The 20,976-nt window shown below is 69.1% G+C and carries 18 protein-coding genes and 2 pseudogenes; 12 read left to right on the plus strand and 8 right to left on the minus strand.

The features are described from left to right. Positions 1 to 430: 430 nt before the first annotated feature. Positions 431 to 697 (plus strand): hypothetical protein, encoded by a 267-nt coding sequence (locus tag ABD844_RS08445; protein WP_344874693.1) that lies wholly within the window; start codon positions 431 to 433, stop codon positions 695 to 697. On the opposite strand, the gene ABD844_RS08450 is transcribed toward ABD844_RS08445, so the two are convergent. Further along, on the minus strand, positions 643 to 2,109 hold the full coding sequence (locus tag ABD844_RS08450) for an alpha/beta hydrolase (protein WP_344874695.1): 1,467 nt from the start codon (positions 2,107 to 2,109) through the stop codon (positions 643 to 645). The genes ABD844_RS08445 and ABD844_RS08450 overlap by 55 nt on opposite strands. Positions 2,110 to 2,498: 389 nt before the next feature. Between ABD844_RS08450 and ABD844_RS08455 the strand changes: the two genes are divergently transcribed. Beyond that, the gene (locus tag ABD844_RS08455) at positions 2,499 to 3,278 is read left to right on the plus strand and encodes a MerR family transcriptional regulator (RefSeq protein ID WP_344874697.1); all 780 of its coding nucleotides are present in this window, start codon (positions 2,499 to 2,501) and stop codon (positions 3,276 to 3,278) included. 424 nt (positions 3,279 to 3,702) lie between these two features. Beyond that, a complete protein-coding gene (locus tag ABD844_RS08460; RefSeq protein WP_344874699.1) occupies positions 3,703 to 4,365 on the plus strand; it encodes a hypothetical protein in 663 nt (220 codons plus the stop codon). A gap of 556 nt (positions 4,366 to 4,921) precedes the next feature. Here ABD844_RS08460 and ABD844_RS08465 read toward each other — a convergent pair. Next, a complete protein-coding gene (locus ABD844_RS08465) occupies positions 4,922 to 5,671 on the minus strand; it encodes an SDR family oxidoreductase (RefSeq protein ID WP_344874913.1) in 750 nt (249 codons plus the stop codon). Between the two features lie 94 nt (positions 5,672 to 5,765). Between ABD844_RS08465 and ABD844_RS08470 the strand changes: the two genes are divergently transcribed. The 4 genes from ABD844_RS08470 (at position 5,766) to ABD844_RS08485 (ending at position 10,085) form a co-directional block, all read left to right on the plus strand. Next, on the plus strand, positions 5,766 to 6,374 hold the full coding sequence (locus ABD844_RS08470) for a TetR/AcrR family transcriptional regulator (RefSeq protein ID WP_344874701.1): 609 nt from the start codon (positions 5,766 to 5,768) through the stop codon (positions 6,372 to 6,374). 536 nt (positions 6,375 to 6,910) lie between these two features. Then, a complete protein-coding gene (locus tag ABD844_RS08475) occupies positions 6,911 to 7,957 on the plus strand; it encodes a helix-turn-helix domain-containing protein (RefSeq protein ID WP_344874703.1) in 1,047 nt (348 codons plus the stop codon). Between the two features lie 110 nt (positions 7,958 to 8,067). After that, positions 8,068 to 9,033, plus strand: coding sequence for an alpha/beta hydrolase (locus ABD844_RS08480; RefSeq protein ID WP_344874705.1), 966 nt, complete (start codon positions 8,068 to 8,070; stop codon positions 9,031 to 9,033). 338 nt (positions 9,034 to 9,371) lie between these two features. Further along, on the plus strand, positions 9,372 to 10,085 hold the full coding sequence (locus ABD844_RS08485) for a hypothetical protein (RefSeq protein WP_344874707.1): 714 nt from the start codon (positions 9,372 to 9,374) through the stop codon (positions 10,083 to 10,085). A 168-nt stretch (positions 10,086 to 10,253) separates the two neighbouring features. Here ABD844_RS08485 and ABD844_RS08490 read toward each other — a convergent pair whose 3' ends face one another. Continuing rightward, on the minus strand, positions 10,254 to 12,140 hold the full coding sequence (locus ABD844_RS08490) for a WD40 repeat domain-containing protein (protein WP_344874709.1): 1,887 nt from the start codon (positions 12,138 to 12,140) through the stop codon (positions 10,254 to 10,256). A gap of 606 nt (positions 12,141 to 12,746) precedes the next feature. Here ABD844_RS08490 and ABD844_RS08495 point away from each other — a divergent pair. After that, positions 12,747 to 12,920, plus strand: a pseudogene (locus ABD844_RS08495) (transposase); the annotation flags it as partial. A 56-nt stretch (positions 12,921 to 12,976) separates the two neighbouring features. On the opposite strand, the gene ABD844_RS08500 reads toward ABD844_RS08495, so the two are convergent. Then, positions 12,977 to 13,441, minus strand: coding sequence for a hypothetical protein (locus tag ABD844_RS08500; RefSeq protein WP_344874712.1), 465 nt, complete (start codon positions 13,439 to 13,441; stop codon positions 12,977 to 12,979). Between the two features lie 383 nt (positions 13,442 to 13,824). After that, on the minus strand, positions 13,825 to 15,054 hold the full coding sequence (locus ABD844_RS08505; RefSeq protein ID WP_344874714.1) for a LuxR C-terminal-related transcriptional regulator: 1,230 nt from the start codon (positions 15,052 to 15,054) through the stop codon (positions 13,825 to 13,827). Between the two features lie 133 nt (positions 15,055 to 15,187). Between ABD844_RS08505 and ABD844_RS08510 the strand changes: the two genes are divergently transcribed. Then, entirely contained in the window at positions 15,188 to 15,760 is a 573-nt protein-coding gene (locus ABD844_RS08510) for a flavodoxin family protein (protein WP_344874716.1), read from the plus strand. A 420-nt stretch (positions 15,761 to 16,180) separates the two neighbouring features. Then, entirely contained in the window at positions 16,181 to 16,429 is a 249-nt protein-coding gene (locus ABD844_RS08515; protein WP_344874718.1) for a hypothetical protein, read from the plus strand. A 177-nt stretch (positions 16,430 to 16,606) separates the two neighbouring features. Here ABD844_RS08515 and ABD844_RS08520 read toward each other — a convergent pair. The 3 genes and pseudogenes from ABD844_RS08520 to ABD844_RS08530 all read right to left on the minus strand — a co-directional run. Next, positions 16,607 to 17,158, minus strand: a pseudogene (locus tag ABD844_RS08520) (helix-turn-helix transcriptional regulator); the annotation flags it as partial. A 122-nt stretch (positions 17,159 to 17,280) separates the two neighbouring features. Beyond that, entirely contained in the window at positions 17,281 to 18,720 is a 1,440-nt protein-coding gene (locus ABD844_RS08525) for an MFS transporter (RefSeq protein ID WP_344874720.1), read from the minus strand. A gap of 435 nt (positions 18,721 to 19,155) precedes the next feature. Further along, entirely contained in the window at positions 19,156 to 19,545 is a 390-nt protein-coding gene (locus ABD844_RS08530; protein WP_344874722.1) for a RidA family protein, read from the minus strand. A gap of 66 nt (positions 19,546 to 19,611) precedes the next feature. Here ABD844_RS08530 and ABD844_RS08535 point away from each other — a divergent pair, with 66 nt between their 5' ends. Then, positions 19,612 to 20,214, plus strand: a complete 603-nt coding sequence (locus ABD844_RS08535; RefSeq protein ID WP_344874724.1) for a CGNR zinc finger domain-containing protein — start codon at positions 19,612 to 19,614, stop codon at positions 20,212 to 20,214. 179 nt (positions 20,215 to 20,393) lie between these two features. Continuing rightward, on the plus strand, positions 20,394 to 20,915 hold the full coding sequence (locus tag ABD844_RS08540) for a hypothetical protein (protein ID WP_344874726.1): 522 nt from the start codon (positions 20,394 to 20,396) through the stop codon (positions 20,913 to 20,915). Positions 20,916 to 20,976 lie beyond the last annotated feature (61 nt).

Below are 20,976 nucleotides of genomic sequence, written 5' to 3' on the forward strand. Positions count from 1 at the left end.
CGGTTGCGGGCGGTTCTCACCCTGCGCCCCGCCGTGACCGGCCCCGCCTTCGGCACGCCGGCCAGCGACGGCGACTGGCTGAACTACAACGTCGATGGCATCCTCGCCGACGGGCGGGCCGGGCTGATGGGCGGCGACCACGACCTCACCGACACGCTCGCCCTGGCCCGCGGCGAGGAGAACCTGGCCGAGACCGATCTCGCGACCTGCTGGCCCGGAGACACGGACAGTTGCCGGCTTGACATCCGCCTGCCCGCCGAGGCGGCGACCGACACGCTGACCGCGTCGGCGCAGCGGCTCCAGCGCAACCCCGGTGCATCCGCGGCCCGCGCCACGTCGATCACGCTTGAGGCGTCCTTCGACGACCCGGGGCGAGCTGGCGGCCGGTCTGGCTGGTCCGGTCCGGCTCCGGATGGACGGCCCGGGTGGAGTGAGGCAGGGGATTTCCCTGCGCGGCACGGCGGCTTGGCGCGACAGCGTCGCCCTCGACACCGGCACGGTGTCCGTACTCAAGGAGCATCGCGTCCGGCAGAACGAGGAGCGCCTGGAGTGGGGCAAGGACTGGACGAACACCGGCGAGGCCCTCCTCGACGTCCGCCTCAGCGGCTGCTCGTCGGAACCATGGGCCGCCCCGGACACGGCTCAGGACGCGCGGCAGGATGCGTCGCGCGTGGGTATCTTGCCGTCGACCAGGTAGCTCGTGGTGATGTTCCACGCGCAGGCGTTGCCGCCGATGACGTAGGCGCCGTGGCCGCTGGCGTCTACGCTCACCAGGCGGGCGCGGTTGCCGAGCTTCTCGCGGAGCATCTCAGCGCCACGGTGGGGGGTGGGAATGTCGCGCTTGTTCTGGACGAGCAGGATGTTGGTCGGGCCCTCGTCGGTTATCTTGACCGGGGCCTCGGCCGGCTCGTGTGGCCAGTAGGCGCACGGCGTGATGTTCGCGGCGGCTGCGCCGTACAGCGGGTACTGTTCGCGGTCCTGGGCCACGGCGCGGCGATACGTCTTCACGTCCTCGGGCCAGTCGACGTCGTTGCAGGTCACGGCCAGGAACACCGTCCAGGTGTTGTCAAAGGGCGACGGACCCGGCTGGCTGGGCGGGATCGCCGGCTGACCGCCGGTGAGCAGGCTCTGCCAGAGCTGCGCCGTCGGGGCGTACTGCGACTCGGTGTAGAGAGCAGCGAACGTGGCGGCCCGGAAGGTGCCGCCGTCGCCGCCCGGTATCGGCTCCTTGTCGAGGCGTTCGGCGATCTTGAAGTATGTCGCACGCACCTCCTCAGGCGTGCGGCCCAGGCCGTAACTGTCGTGCCGCTTCGCCACCCACTTCGCGAAGGCCGGGAAGGTCTGCTCCATGCCCAGGGCGTAGCGGCGCATGTCGTCGGAGTCGAGGTGGGTGTCGCCGTAGTTGCTGTCGAGCACGATCCGGTCGGACCGCTCCGGGAACATCGACGCGTAGGCGGCTCCCAGCGACGAGCCGTAGGAGTATCCGAGGAAGTTGGTCTTCTTCTCGCCGAGCGCGGAGCGGATCCGGTCCAGGTCGCGAGCCGTGTTCGCCGTCGTCAGGTGGCGAAGGTGGCCTTTGCCGTCGTTCTTCGCGCACTTCTCTGCGACTCCCTTGACGACCTCCGCCTGCTTGACGACCGCCGCATCGTCGACCGCGTACGGCGGGACGTTGCCACGGTACGGCCCGTTGGTGGTGAATCCGCAGCTCACCGGTGCCGAATGCCCGATCCCTCTGGTGTCCATGCCGATCAGGTCATAGCTGTCCTGCACGCTCGCGGGCAGCCCTCGGGCGACCAGGAACCCGGGGTAGGCCAATCCGGGCCCTCCCGGACCACCCGGGTTGAGCAGCAGGACCCCACGCCGCTTGCTCGGATTCTTGCTGGCCAGCCGGGAGATCACGATGTCGATCTTGCCGCTCGCCGGATCGGCGTAGTCCACCGGCACCGGCACGGTGGCACAGTCCAACGGGGACGGTGCGGCCGCGGCCACGACATCCTTGGGACACGCGCCCCACGCCACCTGCGTCGCGGGCTCGGCCTCAGCGGGCACCGCGGCCAACGCACTGGCGATGACGCCCATCGCCGCCATCGCCGCCAGATTTCGTCGCACGCTGCGATGTGTGGTCACGTAGCTCCCCTCATCTTGCTGTTTGCTGACACCGAGCTAACAGCGTGCCCTTGGGGCACGGTCAAGGAGCGCCACGCATCCGGCCACCGAGCGGTTCGAGAAGCTTCGGAGCCTGGGCGGAGTTCGACATGCTTCTCGTTCCCGGCGTCGAACACGCCATGTACGGCCGCATGCACCACTCCATCCACAACTGCCCGGCACACAGCTCCGACGTGCCGTCCTCCGCCGTTCTCCCTCCCCGGCCTCGACGTCCGCTTTGGCGCACGCGATACGTCTGGACGCCGTTTTGACTGTGCCCTTGGGGCATGGTGTGGACTGTTGCAAGGGAGGCGTGGCGCACCGGCAGCCGCGGACGACGAGGGAGTCAGAGCATGGTGTGGAGCACCCGGCAACTTGCCGAACTCGCGGGCTCGACGGTGAAGGCCATTCGGCATTACCACGAGATCGGGTTGCTGGATGTGCCCGAGCGCGCGGCCAACGGGTACAAGCAGTACAAGGTCTCGCATCTGATCCGGCTGTTGCAGATCAAACGGTTGAGTGACCTGGGGGTGCCGCTGTCGCAGATCGCGGCGCTGGGGCGGGCCAACGAGGAGCCGGCCGAGGCGATCCGGCTGCTGGATGCCGAGCTGGAGGCGACGGTCGAACGGCTCAATCGGGTACGTGCGGAGCTGGCTGTCATCTTGCGTCATCGCGCACCGATGCATGTGCCACCCGCATTCGCTCCCCTCTCTCGAGACCTCTCCGACGCAAACCAGTCCTTGCTCATGGTCTATTCGACGGTTTTCAGCGAGGAGGCCATGAAGGAATTCCGTCAGATGATCGCCGTGCGCGACGACACCGATGACGAATTCGATGCCCTTCCCCCGAACGCCGACGATGCCACGGTCGACCGGCTTGCCGAGCGGATGCTGCCAGGGGTCCGCAGGATGCGGGAAGAGCACCCGTGGTCGAACGACCCGGTGGCGGATTCGCCGCGAGGAGCGGAGCTGGCCGAGATCACGATGGCCCACGCGTTGGTGGAGTTCTACAACCCCGCACAGCTACGAGTCCTGCAGCGCCTGAACGTCCTGCTCGAACAGACAACGGACACCGACGACACGCTCCGGCACGACGCTGTCCACGACTCGCGCGCAGGCGTGAACGAAGAATAACGACCGGGACAGCGCTGGAACCTCGCCCATCAACGAGGACGTGTCGTCGATGCTGTCCGACCCCAGAAACAAAGGGCGGCCTCAACCCGTCAACGCACCACCGGCTCTGAGCCGAGCGTGGCGACTGGCGTGTCTTCGGCTTTGGCCGCGCAGACGGCCCTCTTCTGCTTTGGCGGAGGCCATGCGCTCGCCGAGCCCCCCATTGCATCGGACAAAGCTACAGGCGGTGCGGCAGGAAAAGACGCAGTCACCGAGAAGGTCCTTTCCAAGGTCCGGCAGCCGTGCATCCCGCCGCCCCGAAGTCAGTTGTTTTCTCGCTCCGCGCAGAGACCGCTTGGGGATCGCCCTGCTGGATGAAGAACCCAACTCGCCAGGTCGGCTCGACGCCGCCGAGGCGTAATCGCGTGGTGATAAGGAGCCTGAAATGCTCAAGAAGTGGCGGACCCGCCGCGCCGTGCAACGCGTCCAGCCCGGAAACGGGCGGACACTCAAGCGTTTCCGCTGGTGGCAGCCGCTATCCCGGGCTTTGTTCTACCTTCCGCTGAAGAACGACGATGGCCGGCAGGTGGTCTACGCCATCGACGTCAACCATGTGCAGCGGATTCTGTCCGACGACGGCAAAGGTAAAGCCCACCTGTACCTCGACGGCAGGCATCACGCCGAGTCCAAACTCCCCGCCGTCTTTCCCGTCCAGGGCGGCACGATCGAAGTAGCGCCGACAGCCTTCGGCCTCAAGCGCTGCCACTACGTCACCGCCGGGGGGACCGAGCACCAGCTCATCCCGGATCGCAACTCCGGCGAAGGGCGCCGCGCCCACCTCGACCGCGAGCACCCCGTACTGAGCCGCTGGATTGCTTTCATCTCGCTGATCCTGCTCGTCATCCCCCTCCTTCTCCTCATCCCGCAGCTCATCGAAGTGGTCTTCAAGGTGCCTCCCGTAACTCAGCGCTTCGGGACTTTCACCTCGCCCATCCGCCTGCCGGGATGGCTCAACTTCACGCTCGCGCTCGGCGCCGCGGCGGGCGGCTGGGAGCGCGCACTGCGCCTGCGCTACAACTGGCTGCTGGACTCGATGGCCAAGGGATGAGGGCGGCTCAACAGGTCAGCAGATTCGCGTGTGGCCTCACTACCGCCATACAAGCGCCTCCTCGACGCCGTCGATCTCATCGCGCTCGGGCGTTCTGAGGGCTCTGACGTGCCCTCGTGGCCGAGAACGCCGCTTCCGGCCGAGGTGGTCGAGCTTCGGGCGGAGAACGCCGCGCTGTGGCCGAGGGCGACATCATCGAGCACTTTCCGCAGGGCCCGTGCAGGTGCGGGGCCGATCTCGGCTTGGGTGCCGATCTGGGGGTCGCAGCCCGAACTCCGAGCAGCGCTCAAGACTGGTGCTGGACATTGGATGAGGCCGAGGTCGAGTTACTGGCCGACAAGAGCGGTGGTCAGACTCTTCCTGCTGGCGGTCTTCTGCGGCACCGTGTCCCGTGCCAGCGGCAGGATGCCGCTGGTGCACTGGATCACCTGCGCGCTGCTGCGGCGGGCCTGACCTCTGTCCGCCCGGTCGGCTTGCGATCGAGGCTGCCGGGCTCGCCCGCCCGAGCGAGCCCAGCCGGCCAGGCGTCATCCTCGCCGGATGTGCGGCCACGAACTCAGATCTGGTTCAGGCCGCCGTCGACGTACAGGCTCGAACCGGTGATGAAGCTGCTCTGTTCGGAGGCGAGGAAGGTCACGGCGGCGGCGATCTCCTCCGGGCGCCCGAGCCGGCCCAGTGGCACCTGTGTGGCCAGGTGCCGCTTGAGGCCGGCGGCCTGTTCCGGGTCGGGAGCGAGCCCCGACAGGCCAGGGGTGTCGGTCGGGCCGGGCGTGATGGTGTTGACCCGGATGCCGCGTCCCTTGAGTTCGTTGGCCCAGGTCCGGGCGAACGATCGGGTGGCGGCCTTGGTCGCCGCGTACACGCCGAACGCCTCCGTGCCGACGTCCACGTTGGTGGAGCCGTTCAAGATCACCGAGGCGCCGTCGTTGAGCAGGGGCAGCGCCTTTTGAACGGTGAACAGCGTGCCCCGGACGTTGATACCGAAGAGGGTGTCGAAGTGCTCCTGCGTGATCTGCTCAAGCGGCACGAATGCGGCGACGGAGGCGTTGGCGAACAGGACGTCCAGGCCCCGTCCCCGGCTGCGGATCATCTCGTAGAGCCGGTCCAGGTCGGCCAGATTCGAGATGTCGCCGATCACCGCGGTAGCCGCTGAGCCGATCGCTTCGACGGCCACGTCGAGTTCGGTCTTGCGCCGGCCGGTGATGAACACGTGTGCGCCTTCGGCTGCCAGCCGTACGGCACTGGCCAGGCCGATTCCGGTGCTGCCGCCGGTGACGAGAGCGGTCTTCCCCGCAAGTAGTCCCATGTGAGTAACCTCTTCCGACTTCTGCAGCGATCGCTGCCGAAGTCGAACGATAGCACTTCTGCAGCGATCGCTGCAGAAGGGGTAGGCTGCGGGGGTGGAGACCAGCCAGAGCGGCCTCATCGGCCGACCACGAGGATTCGACGCCGACGATGCTCTCGAGCGCGCCATGCTGGCCTTCTGGGAGCACGGCTACGAGGGGGCCAGCCTGGCCAGGCTGACCGAGGCGATGGGCATCTCCGCCAAAAGCATGTACGCAGCCTTCGGCAACAAAGAAGAGCTGTTCCGCAAGGCCCTGGAGCGCTACACCGAGGGCCCGAGCGCATACCTGGCCCGAGCCCTGGAGGAGCCGACCGCCCTCGGCGTCGCCACCGCGATCCTGGCCGGCACCGCCCGAACCACCACCCGCCCGGCCCATCCTCACGGGTGCCTGGGCGTCCAGGGCGCCCTGGCCGCCAGCGACTCCGGGCGTGGAGTCCGTGACCTTCTCGCCGCCTGGCGCAACAACGGCTGCTCCCGCGTCCGAGAGCGGTTCCAGCGAGCCGTCGACGACGGCGACCTGCCTCCCGATACCGATCCGGGGCTCCTGGCCCGCTATGTCACCACCTTGGCATTCGGCATCGCCGTGCAAGCCGCGAGCGGCGTCGGCCGCGATGAACTCCAGGAGATGGCCGACGCCGCCCTACGCAACTGGCCGCTCCCCTAAGAACCATCCGACGTTCGCCGCCGCGAGCAACCGCTCGCTGTAAACGGCTGGGTTACACAAGGCCCCCCGTTTGTGAGAAAGCCTGCCGACGGACTGAGGCCGGAAGCGATCAAGATGATCGTCGTTGTTGGGTCGGACCGGGGACCCTGCCATGATTGCTCACGGTGGGTTCCCCGGCCCACCCGCCGCACCTGGCGTGCGCGTCTCCACGCACCGGGCGCTCCTGATCCTCAGGGCCATCGCCGGGATCCACCGGGGCGCCCGTCGCTGAGAAGGCGCGGGCCTTCAGGCGTGGCTGACCGTGGCGGCGGGGTCTCCGGGGTCTTGCTCCGCGACCGCGTACGCCATGCGTCCTGACCCCGGCCGTCCGGCGAGGACGAGCGGGTCCACCGGCGGTCATGGTCCCAGCCGCTGCGGACTGCCGTGGGCGTCGAACGCGTTGTTCGTGACCGAGACACCGGCCGCGCCGGACCGCCACGCCCGGACCGCCCGACCCGCGCATACCCTGTCGTCAGGTCGGTCGGTTGGAGCACGTCATGAGAGAGCTGGTCTCGCAGGTCGCGGCGGTGGATCTGGCCGCCGCGGAGAGCCTGAAGGTGGTCGGGCTGTTCGACGCCCTCGTGGAGAGCCGCGCGCCGCTGGAAGGGCTGGTACGAGCCGCCGCGGCCTTCGCCGCCTCACCCGCGGGCCTGCTACACCCTGACCGGCAGGTGGCCATCCGCGTCGACGCCGACGGCGGCAGGATGGGAAGCACGACCTCGCAGGCGGAGATCGAATCCCGCTGGCTCTCCCGGCCGATCCAGGGCGGCGGTCTGGTCTGGGTGGAGCGCGCGGGTCCGGCGACCCCCCGCGATCTGCTGCTCCTGGAACGCCTGGCCGTGGCCGTGCACCTGTCGCTCGACCGGCTGAGCGGCGGCCTGCCCGACACCGCCGCGGCCGTCGCCGTGCTGCTGGACGCCACCGCGTCCGAGGAGGTCAGGGCCCGCTCGGCCCGGTCGCTGGGGTTCCCGGCCACCGCGCCCGCCCGCGTCCTGCTCCGCCCGCCCGGCCCGCGCGGGGCCGTGCTGCCCGCCCGTACGGCCATCGTCCAGACCTCGGCGGGACCGGTACGCGCGACCGTCGCGCCGCTCATGGAGAAACCTCCGGCGGACGGCCGGGTCGGCGTCGGCGCGCCCTCGCCGGTGACCGCGCTGCCGCCCTCGCTGCGGGGTGCGCTGGCCGCCCTCCAGCTCACCTCGGAGCAGTACCCCGTGCTGTCGGCCGACGACCTCGGCCTGCTGGCCTGCCTCGACTCCACGCCCCCGCTGAACCGGGCGCTGAAGGAGGCCGTCGCGCGGATCGGCCGGGTGATGGCCGAGTCCTGGGGCGCCGACACGCTGCGCGCACTCGCCACCACCGACAGCGTCCGGGCCGCCGCCGGGCTCTGCGCCGTGCACCACTCGACCGTGCAGGCCCGGTGCCAGCAGATCTCGGCCCGCCTCGGCTACGACGTCCGTGGAGCGACCGGACGGCTCCGGCTCGCCCTCGACCTCGCCGCCCACTGCCTGACGACCACCATGTTCGGCTACGACGAGACCGGCTGACCGCCATTTGGCGGGTGACCGTACGAATCCGCGCCGCGGTGGCGGTCACGACCGTGTGGCCACGGGAGCACACTTGCCGCATACCACCTGATGTCCGCCTGGAGGCAGCCATGTCACGCGTACGACCGCCCTACGACCCCGAGCTCGCCGCCTGCCTCGAAACGGCCGGCCTCGCCTCCGCCCTGGACCTCGGTCTCGATCGGATCGCGGAGATCCGCGCGAACACGCCGTCCTTCGGCAGGCCCATCGAGGAGATCGTCTCAGCCACCGGTCTGGAGCATGTCGAGCTGACCGTCCCCGGCCCCGAGGGCGCACCGGAGGTGACGCTGTCGGTGGTCCGGCGGCCGGACGCGGCGCAGGCGACACCCTGCGTCTACTACATCCACGGCGGCGGAATGATCATCGGCGACCGGTTCCTCGGGGCCGAGGCGTTCCCGCTCTGGATCGAGCGGTTCGGCGTGACCGTCGTGACGGTGGAGTACCGGCTGGCGCCCGAGCACCCGCACCCCGCGCCGGTCGAGGACTGCTACGCGGGGCTGGCCTGGGTGGCCGAACACGCCGCCGAACTGGGCATAGACGCACAGCGCATCCTCGTCATGGGCGGGAGCGCGGGCGGTGGCCTGGCGGCCGCGGTGGCGCTGCTCGCCCGCGACCGCGGCGGCCCGCACCTCATCGGTCAGCTCCTCCTGTGCCCCATGCTCGACGACCGGGACCAGACCGTCTCCACTCTCCAGTACGACGACGTACTCATCTGGAGCCGGCAGCACAACGTCATCGGTTGGACGGCCCTGCTCGGTGACGCCAAGGGCACCGCCGGCGTCTCGCCGTACGCCGCCCCGGCCCGCGCCACGGACCTGTCCGGCCTCCCGCCCGCCTTCATCGACGTCGGCTCCGCGGAGGTCTTCCGCGACGAGGACGTAGACTACGCCTCCCGGATCTGGGCGGCGGGCGGCCGGTGCGAGCTGCACGTCTGGGCCGGGGGTTTCCACGGCTTCGGCCAGTTCGCCCACACCACGATCAGCCGCGCCGCCCACGAAGCCGTCCTAAGCTGGATGTCCCGCATCCTCGGCTCATGACCACGCTGGACGGCTCCGCGTCGGCCTTGCCGGGTACGGTCACCTGTCTCCCCTCCGGCCAGGCCTGAAGGATGTCACGGCGGACGACTTGGAGCCGCCGCCGCTACGGTGTCGTCGAACCGGAGATAGCCCGTCTGTACGGTTACCATGTCGCTCTGGACCGCCCTTCCGTGGCCCGGCGTGCTGAGGCACGCGAGAGGCGTACGAAGGGCCTGTCGGCGGCGGAACGGCAGGCCGTGTATGGCGAGACGGATGGCTGCCCGCAGCAGGCGCGGAGCCATATCGAGCAGGTGACTGGACCGCTTCATAACGCATCGTAAGGTGCTTGATCTGCGGTTTTGACCTTCAGCAGCGGAACGGGCACCCCGGGCACCTTGTTGGCATGGCATCGCCGTTTGATCAAACGCTCGTGGACCTACCCCCGCCGCGCTATCCATCCCGGAACGAGCAAGGAGGTCCGGGATCTGGTCCTCCGCCTGGCACGGGAGAACCCGAGGTGGGGGTATCGGCGGGTACACGGTGAACTGGTTCGCCTCGGCTTGCAGGTCAGTGCAGCGACCGTGCGACGGATCCTGCGTTCGCGCCGACACCGTCCGGCTCCCCGAAGCCTCGACACCTCCTGGCGGACGTTTCTACGCCTGCCAGCGAAAGGGCTGCTCGCCTGCGACTTCTTCCACGTTGACACGATTTTCGTGAAACGCCGGTACGTGTTGTTCGTGATAGGGGTGGTGACGCGGCGCGTTCACATCCTGGGCGTGACCGCCAACCCCACCGGCGCGTGGACGGCCCAGCAGGCCCGCAACCTGCTCATGAACCTCGAAGGGAGGGCCGGCTCGTTTCGGTTCCTCATCCGTGATCGAGATGCCAAGTTCACCGCCGTCTTCGATGAGGTCTTCGCCGGTGAGGGTGTCACGGTGATGAAGACGCCGCCGCGGACACCCCGAGCCAACTGCTACGCCGAGCGCTGGGTGCGCACCGTCCGGGCCGAATGCACCGACCGGATGCTGATCCACGACAAAGGCCACCTCCGATCGGTCCTGGAGGAAGCCTGAATCGGATCCCATCGGACTGGCGTACCGTTTCCGCAGGTGGCGGAACGCGGCCCGATTGGATCTGGCCGTGGGGGCGTAATCGACCGATTCCACCCCCAACCCGTCATTCGACCTGCACCCACGGGGCGTCACATCATGTGACACCAAACTGCACTCTCTGCGTGGCTCCTACTCGCCCCTGAACACGGCGATGCCGCTGCGGAAGCAGACGACGATGTGCCCGGCCTCGTCCACGGCAATGGCTGTTGCGGCGTCGGGGAGGTAAAGGCGGGGACCGATCTGCCGGTGGGTGGTCAGGTCCCACACCTCCACCGCACGGCCGCTGGCGGTGACGGCAACGGGGTGACCGCACACCGATGCCGCCGTGAGCGCCTGCACGTTGACGGCCGGCAGGTCGCCGAGGTGCCGGCCGGTGGTCACCTCCCACAGCTTCACCGGCACGTCCTCTCCCCAGTTCCAGTTCACATCGCTCGTGGTGAGGGCGACCGGCTGACCGCCGACCACGGTGGTGGCGAGCTGCTGCACGGGCGGGCCGTGGCGTCGAGGGGAAGAGGTGCTGATCTGCCGGTTAGTGGCCAGCTCCCGGACCTGGAGGCCGCCGTGGAAGGACCCGGCCACGGAGACGGGTGTGCCGTCGAGCATCGCGGTGTCCACGGCGCGGACCCAGCGGCGGTGGCTGACGCCGGGCGCGCCGATCTGCTCGCCGGTGGCGACGTTCCACACCCGCACGGTCTTGTCGGTGCCGGCGGTCACGGCCAGGGGCTGCCCGGTGGCCGAAGTGGTGGCGACCGAGCGGACGGCGGCGGTGTGGCCGGTCAGCGGAGCGCCGAGTTGCTTGCCTGCGGCCAGGTCCCAGATGCGGACGGTGCAGTCGTCGCCGCCGGTGACGGCAACGGCGCGGTCGTCGACGACGGCGGTGGCGAGCGTCCGCACCGGTCCGTCGTGCCCCATGAGCGGCTGCCCGAACGGCTTGCCCGAGGTCAGGTCCCACAGGCGGACGCTGTGGTCGTCGCCGCCGGTGACCACCACGGGTTGTCCGTCGACCACGGTAGTGGTCACCGCCCGCACCTGCCGGCGGTAGTCGACGGGGGACTCCGCGGCCTCCAGCCCGAACCGCAGGTCCCATACCCGCACCGTGCCGTCACTGCTGCCCGTGACGGCGACCGGCCGACCGTTGAGCATGGCCAGGTCGACCGACCACACGAAGTCGGTGTGCCCGGTGAAGACGTGAAGCTGCTGTCCGGTGGTGAAGTCCCAGAGCCGCACGGTGCGGTCGGTGCCCGCGGTGACCGCCACCGGCCGGCCGTCGAGCGTGGTGAAGGCGACACCGTCCACCCCCCGCTCGTGGCCCACCCACGGTTCTCCGATCAACTGGCGGGTGGCCAGGTCCCACACCCGCACCGTGCCGTCGTAGTGGCCTCCGGTGACGGCCACCGGCCGGCCGTGGAGCGTGGTCGTGGCCAGGGTGGACACGGTGTCCTTATGAGTGGTGAACGGTTCACCGAGCTGTTCGCCGGTGGCCAGATCCGATACCCGTATCTCCCCGAAAGAGCCGTTCGACACCACCACCGTCCGGCCGTCGAGCTCGGCCGTGGCCACATGCTTCGCCATGTACGCGTGACCGGTGAACGGCTCGCCGAGTTGTTCGCCGGTGGCCAGGTCCCACACCCGCGCCGTGCCGTCGAAGCCGCCAATGACCGCCGCCGGCCGGCCGTGGAGCGTGGTCGTCGTGATCCCCCGCACGATCGCATCGTGCGCCGTGAACGGGCCGCCGATCTGCCGGCCCGTGGTGAGGTCCCACACCCGTGCCGACTTGTCGTTGCTGGCAGAGACGGCGACTGGCCGACCGTCGAGCGTTGCGGTGGCAAGTCCGTACACCGGGCCCGTATGCCCGGTGAGCGGGCTGCCGATCTGCTGCCTGGTGGCGAGGTCCCACAGCCGTAGCGAGCCGTCGCGGGAGGCGGAGACGACAACGGGCCGGCCGTCGAGGACTGTGGTGGCAACCGCGAATACCGAGCTTCCCTCAGTATCAGGCGGTCGCTGTCCGAGAGGCATGGACGCTAACTCCCCGGTCGACCGCCAAGCCCATCGCAGGCCCCACTCCTTCACGTGGCCGAACGGCGCTGACACCACGGACGTCTCACGCTCTGACATGGCGGACACAGTACAGCCGGGGTACGACACCGACAGGAGATGGACGCCGCAGGCTTTGCTTCATGCTACAGACCGCACCGTCGCTCAACCACGAAAGGGTCTTTGACGCTGGGCTTCGACCCACCCGTTTCCAGACGAAACCGCCAGCCTGCTACCGGGCCTCATGGTAGTTACCCGGACCGGGCTTCTACCGGCAAGCGACGATGAGCTTACGAACAGCAAGCGGCATCGTCGGTGCAAGCGCCCCGGAACGGCGCTCCATCGCCACCGCCCTCGACGACGAACCCGTCATGGTGTTCGCTGAACTCCCGCCCAACCTGGTTTGCGCAGCAACGTCCGGATGACCTCAGCGTCCCGATCCCGCACAGTCCCACAGCGGCCGGCCGCCCGCGCCGTACCCGAACACCGGCTTGTCGTCACTCACGCCTTCACCGTAGGACGAAACGAATCTCAGTTCACCAGGCCGCGCATCGTCGCGGGTCAGGCAAATCCGTTGGAAATTTCCCCAGGACTGTCGATCAGGCCCGCGCCGAGGGCGTGGAACCGGTCGGCGAGAATGGACTGCTGGGCCGGCTGACCAAGCTGGTGCTGGAGTCCGCGCTGGAAGGTGAGATCACCGACCATCTCGGCTACGACAAGTACCAGCGCTCTGGCGGCGAGACGATCAACAGCCGCAACGGCGCCTTGATCACGCATGAGTTCTGGCCCCACCAGCGTCAGATCTCGATCTTTGCTCGTTAAGCAGTCTGATCAAGTTCAGGCGAGGGCCTTCGCTTGAACTTGCGCCGGGTCATGACCATCACCACCATGAACGCGCAAAACAGCATGCCCAGCAGACAGATCGCCGGGTTAACGAAGGCAGGCACGGATTCGTAGCCGCCGCAGCTCGTGTCGCTCAGCGGCCACTCCATGAGCGGGTGATTACCCATCAGGTCGTCGTCGATGGTGCAGGGGTCGTCAGAATCCAGCTTGCCGAAGCCCTCCATGGCGATCAGCCCGTAGCCGACGACGGCTGTGCAACCCAGCGCGGAGGCGACAGCGAGCCGCGCCCAGAGGCCGGGCTTGCACCATGCCCGAGCGCCGTGCCGCGCGACGGTGACGCCGACGCTGACGCCGAAACCCGCGGCGACGAAAGCCAACAGCCACCACAGCACCACGACAAGGAGAATGACCACGATGGCAAGATGCCCAACAAATTCCACGACGGCTTAGAATACCCAAATGCACTGTTTATGTGCTTATGGCATAGCCTGCTCTGACTGCGACAACCAGGGCGGGGAACGTCGAGTTGGTGACAGCGAAAGTTACCCGGCCCGCCGCTCGGGTTGCTGCCACCGGAAGAAAAGTAGCTGAGAGTTATATTTCAGATCCGCTACGCAGTTGTCACGACTCGCTAGTACCGGCGGCCTTCGGCGTGAAACAGGCACCAGGTCGAGGATGGCGCGGTGCTGCTGGGCGCGCGCCTCGACCTCTACGCTCGTCGACAGCAGATGCACACCACGTCCGGCGACGAGTTGACCGAGTTGTACCGAGTGGCGGCCCTGCTGGCCGTCATCCAGGCCAACGCCTTGACCCGGGTCAGCTGTCATGGGGTGCGACCATGGGCCAGGGCGGCGGCCTTCCCGCGCGAGCTCACGCCGAGCTTGCTGAGGATGTTGGCGACGTGGAACTTGACCGTGTTCTCGCTGATGCTCAGCCGGGTGGCGATCACCCGGTTAGGGTGGCCGAGCGCCAGTTGCTCAAGGACGTCGCGTTCGCGCGGGTTGAGGGCGTCCAGTGGGCCCGGGGGCTGGGGGCGTACCGGACCGAACGGAAGGTCTGCGGTGATCGTCGTGCCCCAGCCCGGGACCGCGTCCACGTCGAGCGTTCCGCCCAGCACCGCCACCCGGTCGCGCAGCCGGTGCACTGACAGGGCGTCGGTCGCCAGCGAGCCGGGCCCGTCATCGCGTACGGTCACCCGCAGCAGCGAATCTGTCACCTCCCAGGTGAGCCTGACCCGGCTTAGCCCGCCGTGCTGCAGTATCGCCAGCACCGCGCCCCGTACCACGGACCTGGCCGCCCTGGCCACCTCCCCTGGCAACCGCCTGTCACGCTGTTCCGGCCCCGCCAGCTCCAGCCTGAGATCGTGATAGCGGGTGAGCACGGAGAGCTTCTCCGCCAGCAGGTCGAACGCTCGGCCCGCCGACTCTTCCCCCACGTCGCGCTCGCCGCCCGCCCTGGCCTCCAGGAGCGCGGGCACGGCCAACTGGACCGCGACTCGCCGGGCCGCGGCGTCGTCGAGTCGCCTGGACCGCAGGACGCCGAGCAGCGAGGTCAGCGTCGCGGCGTGGGCGTCGGCGAGGTCCTCGACGGCCGTGACAGACGGGCCCGTCACGTCATGCGGCTCGGCGTGTGACACGCGGTCGGCCAGGTGCACGGTCGTCAGCTCGACGAGCTTCGTCACGATCTCCCGCACGTCAGGTTCCGGTGGGCCGGTGCCGGTCGTGACGACGGCGAGCAGACCGCCCGTGGTCTTCGGCGGCTTGACGGCCACGGCCAACACCGGCCGCTCGACCCCCGCCAGCGTGAACGGGCCGAACCAAGGACGATCGACGGCCACCAGGGGGACGAGGCGGCTCACCTCGTCGGCGCTCACCCCGTCGATCCCGTGGATGAGCAGCGGGGACATCAGCAGGCAGTCCCCGGTGAACAACACCAGCCCCTGGTGCGGCACCAGGGTGGACAGCACGGTCGACAACTCCGGCAGAACGCCGTCGAGCGGCGCCCGCACCACCCTCAGCGCCGCCGTCAGAGCGGCCGACCACGGCTCTGCCATGGCCCCGATGGTAGTAGGTCCCTTCCCCTGGTCCGCCCACTCGTTCGGGTGGGCAGGCCCACCCGAACGGCCGGTCCGCGAGGGGACCGTGGCGGCCAAGCTGTGCGCGTACGTCGTGACGAAAGGAATCGCAATGAAGAACGAGTCGCCGCTGGTGGTGGTGGCCTACCACAGCGGGTACGGGCACACGGCCCGACTGGCCGAGTCGGTACGCGCGGGAGCGGCGTCCGTGGACGGCACCAAAGTGGAGCTGGTCTCGGTGGACGGCATCACCGAACAGGAATGGTCGCTGCTGGACACGGCGGACGCCATCGTGTTCGGGTCGCCCACGTACATGGGGTCGGCCAGCCCGCAGTTCCACACGTTCGCCCGGGACTCGGTGCAGCGCTGGACGGAGCGGGCCTGGACGGACAAGCTGGCCGCGGGGTTCACGAATTCGGGGTCCAAGAGCGGGGACAAATTGCACACGCTGGAGTACATGGCGCTGCTGGCGGCCCAGCACGGCATGCTCTGGGTCAGTCTCGGGTTGCTGTCCGGGTGGAATTCCAGCACCTCCGACGAGAACGCGCTCAACCGGCTCGGCTTCTGGCTGGGAGCGGCGGCGGCCTCGAACATCGACGAGGGGCCGGAGCTGATGCACGACTCGGACCTCCGGACGGCCGAACACCTCGGCCGCCGGGTCGCCGAGCAGGCCCACCGCCTTTGACAGGACCCGGCGCTCCGCACAGGGCGGGAAGCCCGGGTGTGAAGCCCGGGTGTGAAGCGGAGCCCGATGCATTCGTCGGCCTCAACCGGCAGCGCTTGTCCGGCAACCAGATCAAGCCGGAAGCGCTCACGCTGAAGAAGGGCGACGCGGTCCTGTCTGCGCGGACATGGAGGATCCGGCGTCGCTGGATGCGGCTCTGCGCGGCGCGTACGTCTGACGCTCTGGATGGGCCGGTGCACGCTGACCAGGTCCGCACGCTCGCAGCTGGCATCCTGCCCTGAATCGAAGGTGAGAGTGATCAAGCTGTAGGAGGCTAACAGCGCCAGAGCCTCGTTGACCTGCAGTTTGTCGGCGTCGGGGAGGCCACAGGACAGTTCAGAGCAAGTTGTCCGGGGCGAAGCAGGCCAGAACGTTCAGTATGTGGCCGGCAAGCGGGTTGATGCTCTGAAGGCGGGCGTGGCTGATTGCCAACACCTTGGCCACCACCCGCTCGGCATGGTTGGCGGAGCCGGCGGGCCGGTCAAGTCGGCCAGCAGAGCGATCGCGGCCGGCCAGCTCAGCGCTCAGGCGGAGGCTTCGTCCACGGTGGCCTGCCAGGGTCTCAGTAGCAATGACGAAATCTTCAACGAAGTAGCTCTGACCTGTGGTTACACCGGACTCTGCGGCTAAGGTCTCGATTCGCTCACGGTGCGGATCATGAGCGACGACGGCCCTTGAGTTCAGCGGAGGCGTCGGCGTTGGATGGGGTCGGCTTCAGCGGTGACGTGGGCGGAGGTCTCTTCGCCGAGCCGCACATAGCGGCCGAGGCTGACCGGATGCTGGTGGCGGCTCTTGGCCTGCAGCTCCCGCGCGTGGGTGGAAGCGCCAGGTGCGCGCGGACACCTCGGTCATCCGGTCGAGGCGGAAGCTGCGCCAGTAGTCGCGATCGAGGTCGTAGGCGAGGAGGTACCAGCGCCGGTCGGAGTCGACCGGCGTGCGGCCTGCGCCGAAGGACTCCATCGAACTGGGGAGCGCGCGCACCTCGTGCCGCAGCCGGGTGGGCAACACCCGGTCGAGCTTGGTCAGCGCCCGGAGTGCGGCGTCGCCGACGCCGGCGAGCGCGCCACCCGCGCCTGTGAGCAGCGAGACCGCGGTGGCGATCGCCTCCTCGTCGTCGAGTAGCAGCGGCGGCAGGTCCTGCCCCTGGCCGAGCTGGTAGCCGCCGCCGACACTCTGGCCGACGTGCTCCTGGTAGCCGAGCGTGCACAGCCGCTCGACATCACGCCGTACCGTGCGCGGCGTGACCCCGAGCCGGTCGGCGAGCTCGGGGCCGGTCCAGACCGGGCGCTGCTGCAACAACCCGAGCAGGGTCAGCACCCGCTCCGTTGTGCCCCGCTCGGCACCGCTCGCCCCGTCCATGTCGCCCACCCTGCCAGAGATAGCGGACCGATCCTGTCCGCTAGGGATCACAGAGTTCACCACCGGAGAGCTCCCAGCAACTGACCACCTCGCCTACTAGCAAGATCGCGGCGACGCCGGCCTCACTTCCCATGACGACGATCGTGCGCATCAGGCACGTACGTTCGGGGTTTCGGAAGAGCGAGCACCGCGACCGCCCCGGCGGCCACGACGCCGGCGCAGACCCCGAACGCCAGGGCGTACCCGGAGGTCGGCGTGCCGGTGTGGGCGGCGGCAAGGGTGGTCAGCGCGGCCAGGCCGAGCGAGCCGCCGATCTGGCGGGAGGAGTTGAGGATGCCGGAGACCAGCCCCGCCTCGCCCGGGCCGACCCCGGCCATGGCGGCCATGGCGATCGGCGCGGAGCTGAGGCCCATCCCGCCGGTGATGAGCACGCCCGGCAGCACGATGCCGGTGAGCAGGCCACTCTCTGGCGTGATCGTGGCCTGCCAGGCGAAACCCGCCGCCGAGATCAGCGCGCCTGCGGCCAGTAGCGGACGCAGGCCGACCCGGGCGACCAGCCGCGGCGTGGCCTTGGAGGCGACGATGATGGCGAGGGTGTGCGGCAGGAACGCCAGGCCCGCCTGGAGCGCGCTGTAGTGCAGTACCTGCTGCATGTAGAGAGACAGGAAGTACCAGACCGCGAAGCCCGCGGCGCCCAGCAGGAACTGCACGAGGAGCGCGCCGGACACCGAGCGGGCCCGGAAGACCCGTAGCGGCATCAGCGGCGCCGGCGCGAACCTGGCCTGCACCAGGACGAACGTGGCAAGCGCCAGCACGCCCACGATCATCGGGATCAGCGCGCGCGCCGAACCCCAGCCGTACGCGGGGGTCTGCAGCACCCCGAACTCCAGCGCCGACAGTCCCACCGTCACCGTGATCGCACCGGTCAGGTCGAGCCTGCGGGTGCCGAGGTCGCGGCTCTCGGCGAGCAGGCGCAGCGCGGCGATGATCGCGATCACCCCGATCGGCGCGTTGATCAGCAGGATCCAGCGCCACGACAGGTAGTCGGTGAGCAGCCCGCCGGCGAGCGACCCCACCGCCCCGCCGGCCGCCCCGACCGCGCCCCAGGTGGCGATGGCCTTGGCCTGTGTCGCCCCGGCCGGGATCGAGGTGGTCAGGATCGTCAGCGTGGCGGGGGCGACCACGGCCGCGCCGAGCCCCTGGATCGCCCGCGCGGCGATGAGCAGCTCCGGCGTGGTGGCGAGCCCGCCGGCCAGGCTGGCGATCGCGAACACGGCCAGGCCCGCGATGAAGGTGCGCCTGCGTCCGTAGAGGTCGGCCGCCCGGCCGCCTAGCAGCAGGAACCCGGCGAAGGTGAGGATGTAGCCGTTGACCACCCATTGCAGCCCTTCGGCGCCTAGGCGGAGGGCGGATTCCATGGCGGGCAGCGCGACGTTCACGATTGACACGTCGAGGACCATCATGAACTGCGCCAGACAGACCAGGCCGACGATCGGCCAGACAGGGGCGGGCGGCTTGGTGGCGCTCCGCCCGGAAAGTGGTGCATCAGATACGTTTGTCATGATCCGATGTTTCGTTAATGGTCGAGTGGACCATGGCTTCGTGATCTTTCGTAGCCGCGGATGCAGTGGCGGTGACGGGCGATCCAGGCCGGAACGGCGTGCGTTCGACAATCCAGCGTCGGGGCAGCACTTACGGCGGTGTCGGATCGTTTCACGAACGCCGCCATGAGCCGCAGCCGGGTGCGGGCCCAGCCCACGAGCTTGCCGGAGTAACCGCCATCGCCCCACGCCAGGCGGATGGGTACGGGGCCGGGGGTGGGGACCAGCGGCTCGACCGCCGCCCGGACGGCATCTACCGCCACAGGGTCCACAGAGCGCAGGATGACGGATGGCCTCCCCCCGGTCGTCGCTGTTGGGTCGCACCCGGCATCTAAATCGGGCCAACCCGACGACCGGGTGAATAGTCCCGCCCCGGAGCAGCAGCCCCCCGGGGCATCACACGACGGCGACGGCGTCGATCTCGACGAGGAACCCGGGCCCCAACCCGGCCACGACGTGGACCGTGATGGCCGGCGGCGGGTCAGCCCGGTTCCACACCTCCTGGAAGGCGGCGACACCCTCGTCGAACGTGTGGCCATCCACCACGGCGATGCGCCAGTGCACGATGTTCGCCAAGCTCGCCCCCTCGCTCTCCAAGATGGTCGCAAGGTTGCGGAACACCTGCCTGGCCTGCTCCCCAACCGTGGGACCGACGACCTTACCGTCGGCGTCGACGCCGTTCTGCCCGCCGACGTAGATCGTCTTCGCCGACTGTTCGACCACGACGGCCTGGCTGAAAGCCGGGCTGCGATGGAGCCCCTCGGGGTTGATGTGCCGTACACTCATGCGCTTGCTCCTTTGAGGATTGAACCGGTTAAAGCGGTTTCGTGCGAAACCAGTTATAATGGTTTCATGCGAGCGAATGCAACCGGACGAGTGCTGCATGACCCCAAGGGCGGGTCGTTCCGGTTCGACGCCGGCGCCGTCTGCCTGGACTTCGCCCACACCGGCGGCGAGGGCCAATACGCGGTGTTCGAGACCCTTCACGAGCCTGCCGACCTCGGCGAATGGCTGGCCCAGCCGCCGCTGGGCGCGTTCATGACGGTCCCCGTGACGGCCCGCGAGCTGAGCGCGGCCAAGACCCTGCGCCAGGCGATCTGGGATGCGGCGCACGCCCAGGCGGCGCGTCGCCCTCTCCTCGCCGAGACTGTCGCGACCATCAACCGGGCTGCGGCCGCGGCGCCGCTGATCCCCGAACTCGTCGCCGACGGCACGACTGCGGGGTGGGCGCCGCCGGTGCGGGCAGCGCAGGCGCTGTCGACGCTGGCGCGGGAGATGATCGAGCTGCTGTCCGGGCCGCTGTCCGGGCGCATTCGCGAGTGCGCGAGCGACAACTGCCCGCTGGTGTTCGTCGATACGTCCCGCCCCGGCGCCCGGCGCTGGTGCGCGATGGAGCGCTGCGGCAACCGCCACAAGCTCCGGGCTCTCCGCGCCCGGCAGGCCACGGACCCGTGATGCAGTCTCAAGCACGGCCAACCCTGCGTTATATCAGCCCGTACGTGCCCGTTCCCATTGACTTCCCATGGGGCCGATCGACGTGAAGGGTGTCAATACTCCGTTCACGGTTGTGGGCTGCGGGTTTGTCCCGGCTTCCTGCTCGAAGTGGTGGTCAGTGTCGGGCATGCTCGAGGCTCGTGGCGCTCCGTCTCTTCTATTTGATCTTCTGCCGCGTCGTGGGCTGGTTGACACTGCTGGCTCGTGGCGACGTGTCCAAGGCCTTGGAGATCCTCGTACCGCGGCATGAGGTGGCAGTGCTGCGCCGTCAGGTGGGCCGTTCGAGGCTGTCGTGGGCGGATCGGGCGGTGTTGTCCGCGCTGGCTCGGGGACTGCCGGCGGCGCAGCGCGCCCATCGACTGGTGACGCCGGGGACGCTGCTGCGCTGGCATCGGCGTCTGGTCGCGCGTCACTGGACCTGCCCGGACCGGGGGATGGGACGGCCTGCGACCGATTCGGCGGTCGTGGCGTTGGTTCAGAGGCTGGCGCGGGAGAATCCTCGCTGGGGTTACGAGCGCATCCGCGGCGAACTGCGGCATCTGGGTCATCGGGTGAACAGTGCGACGCATCCTGAAACGGGCGCGCTTGGGTCCCGCGCCGCGACGTGCGGACGACCGTTGGCGCGATTTCCTGCGCGATGCCGCGAGCACGCTGGCCTGTGACTTCTTCACGGTGGGCACCGTGACGCTGCGCCGGGGTGGAGGTCGGCACTCGGTTCGTGCA

This window comes from Nonomuraea antimicrobica (genome assembly GCF_039536965.1).
Classification (GTDB): domain Bacteria; phylum Actinomycetota; class Actinomycetes; order Streptosporangiales; family Streptosporangiaceae; genus Nonomuraea; species Nonomuraea antimicrobica.

Excerpts from the sequence above, each read along its gene's own strand:
- ABD844_RS08455 (WP_344874697.1), top strand. The coding sequence starts at position 2,499 with ATGGTGTGGAGCACCCGGCAACTTGCCGAACTCGCGGGCTCGACGGTG.
- ABD844_RS08460 (WP_344874699.1), top strand. The coding sequence starts at position 3,703 with ATGCTCAAGAAGTGGCGGACCCGCCGCGCCGTGCAACGCGTCCAGCCC.
- ABD844_RS08465 (WP_344874913.1), bottom strand. The coding sequence starts at position 5,671 with ATGGGACTACTTGCGGGGAAGACCGCTCTCGTCACCGGCGGCAGCACC.
- ABD844_RS08475 (WP_344874703.1), top strand. The coding sequence starts at position 6,911 with ATGAGAGAGCTGGTCTCGCAGGTCGCGGCGGTGGATCTGGCCGCCGCG.
- ABD844_RS08480 (WP_344874705.1), top strand. The coding sequence starts at position 8,068 with ATGTCACGCGTACGACCGCCCTACGACCCCGAGCTCGCCGCCTGCCTC.
- ABD844_RS08490 (WP_344874709.1), bottom strand. The coding sequence starts at position 12,140 with ATGCCTCTCGGACAGCGACCGCCTGATACTGAGGGAAGCTCGGTATTC.
- ABD844_RS08505 (WP_344874714.1), bottom strand. The coding sequence starts at position 15,054 with ATGGCAGAGCCGTGGTCGGCCGCTCTGACGGCGGCGCTGAGGGTGGTG.
- ABD844_RS08510 (WP_344874716.1), top strand. The coding sequence starts at position 15,188 with ATGAAGAACGAGTCGCCGCTGGTGGTGGTGGCCTACCACAGCGGGTAC.
- ABD844_RS08525 (WP_344874720.1), bottom strand. The coding sequence starts at position 18,720 with ATGACAAACGTATCTGATGCACCACTTTCCGGGCGGAGCGCCACCAAG.
- ABD844_RS08530 (WP_344874722.1), bottom strand. The coding sequence starts at position 19,545 with ATGAGTGTACGGCACATCAACCCCGAGGGGCTCCATCGCAGCCCGGCT.
- ABD844_RS08535 (WP_344874724.1), top strand. The coding sequence starts at position 19,612 with ATGCGAGCGAATGCAACCGGACGAGTGCTGCATGACCCCAAGGGCGGG.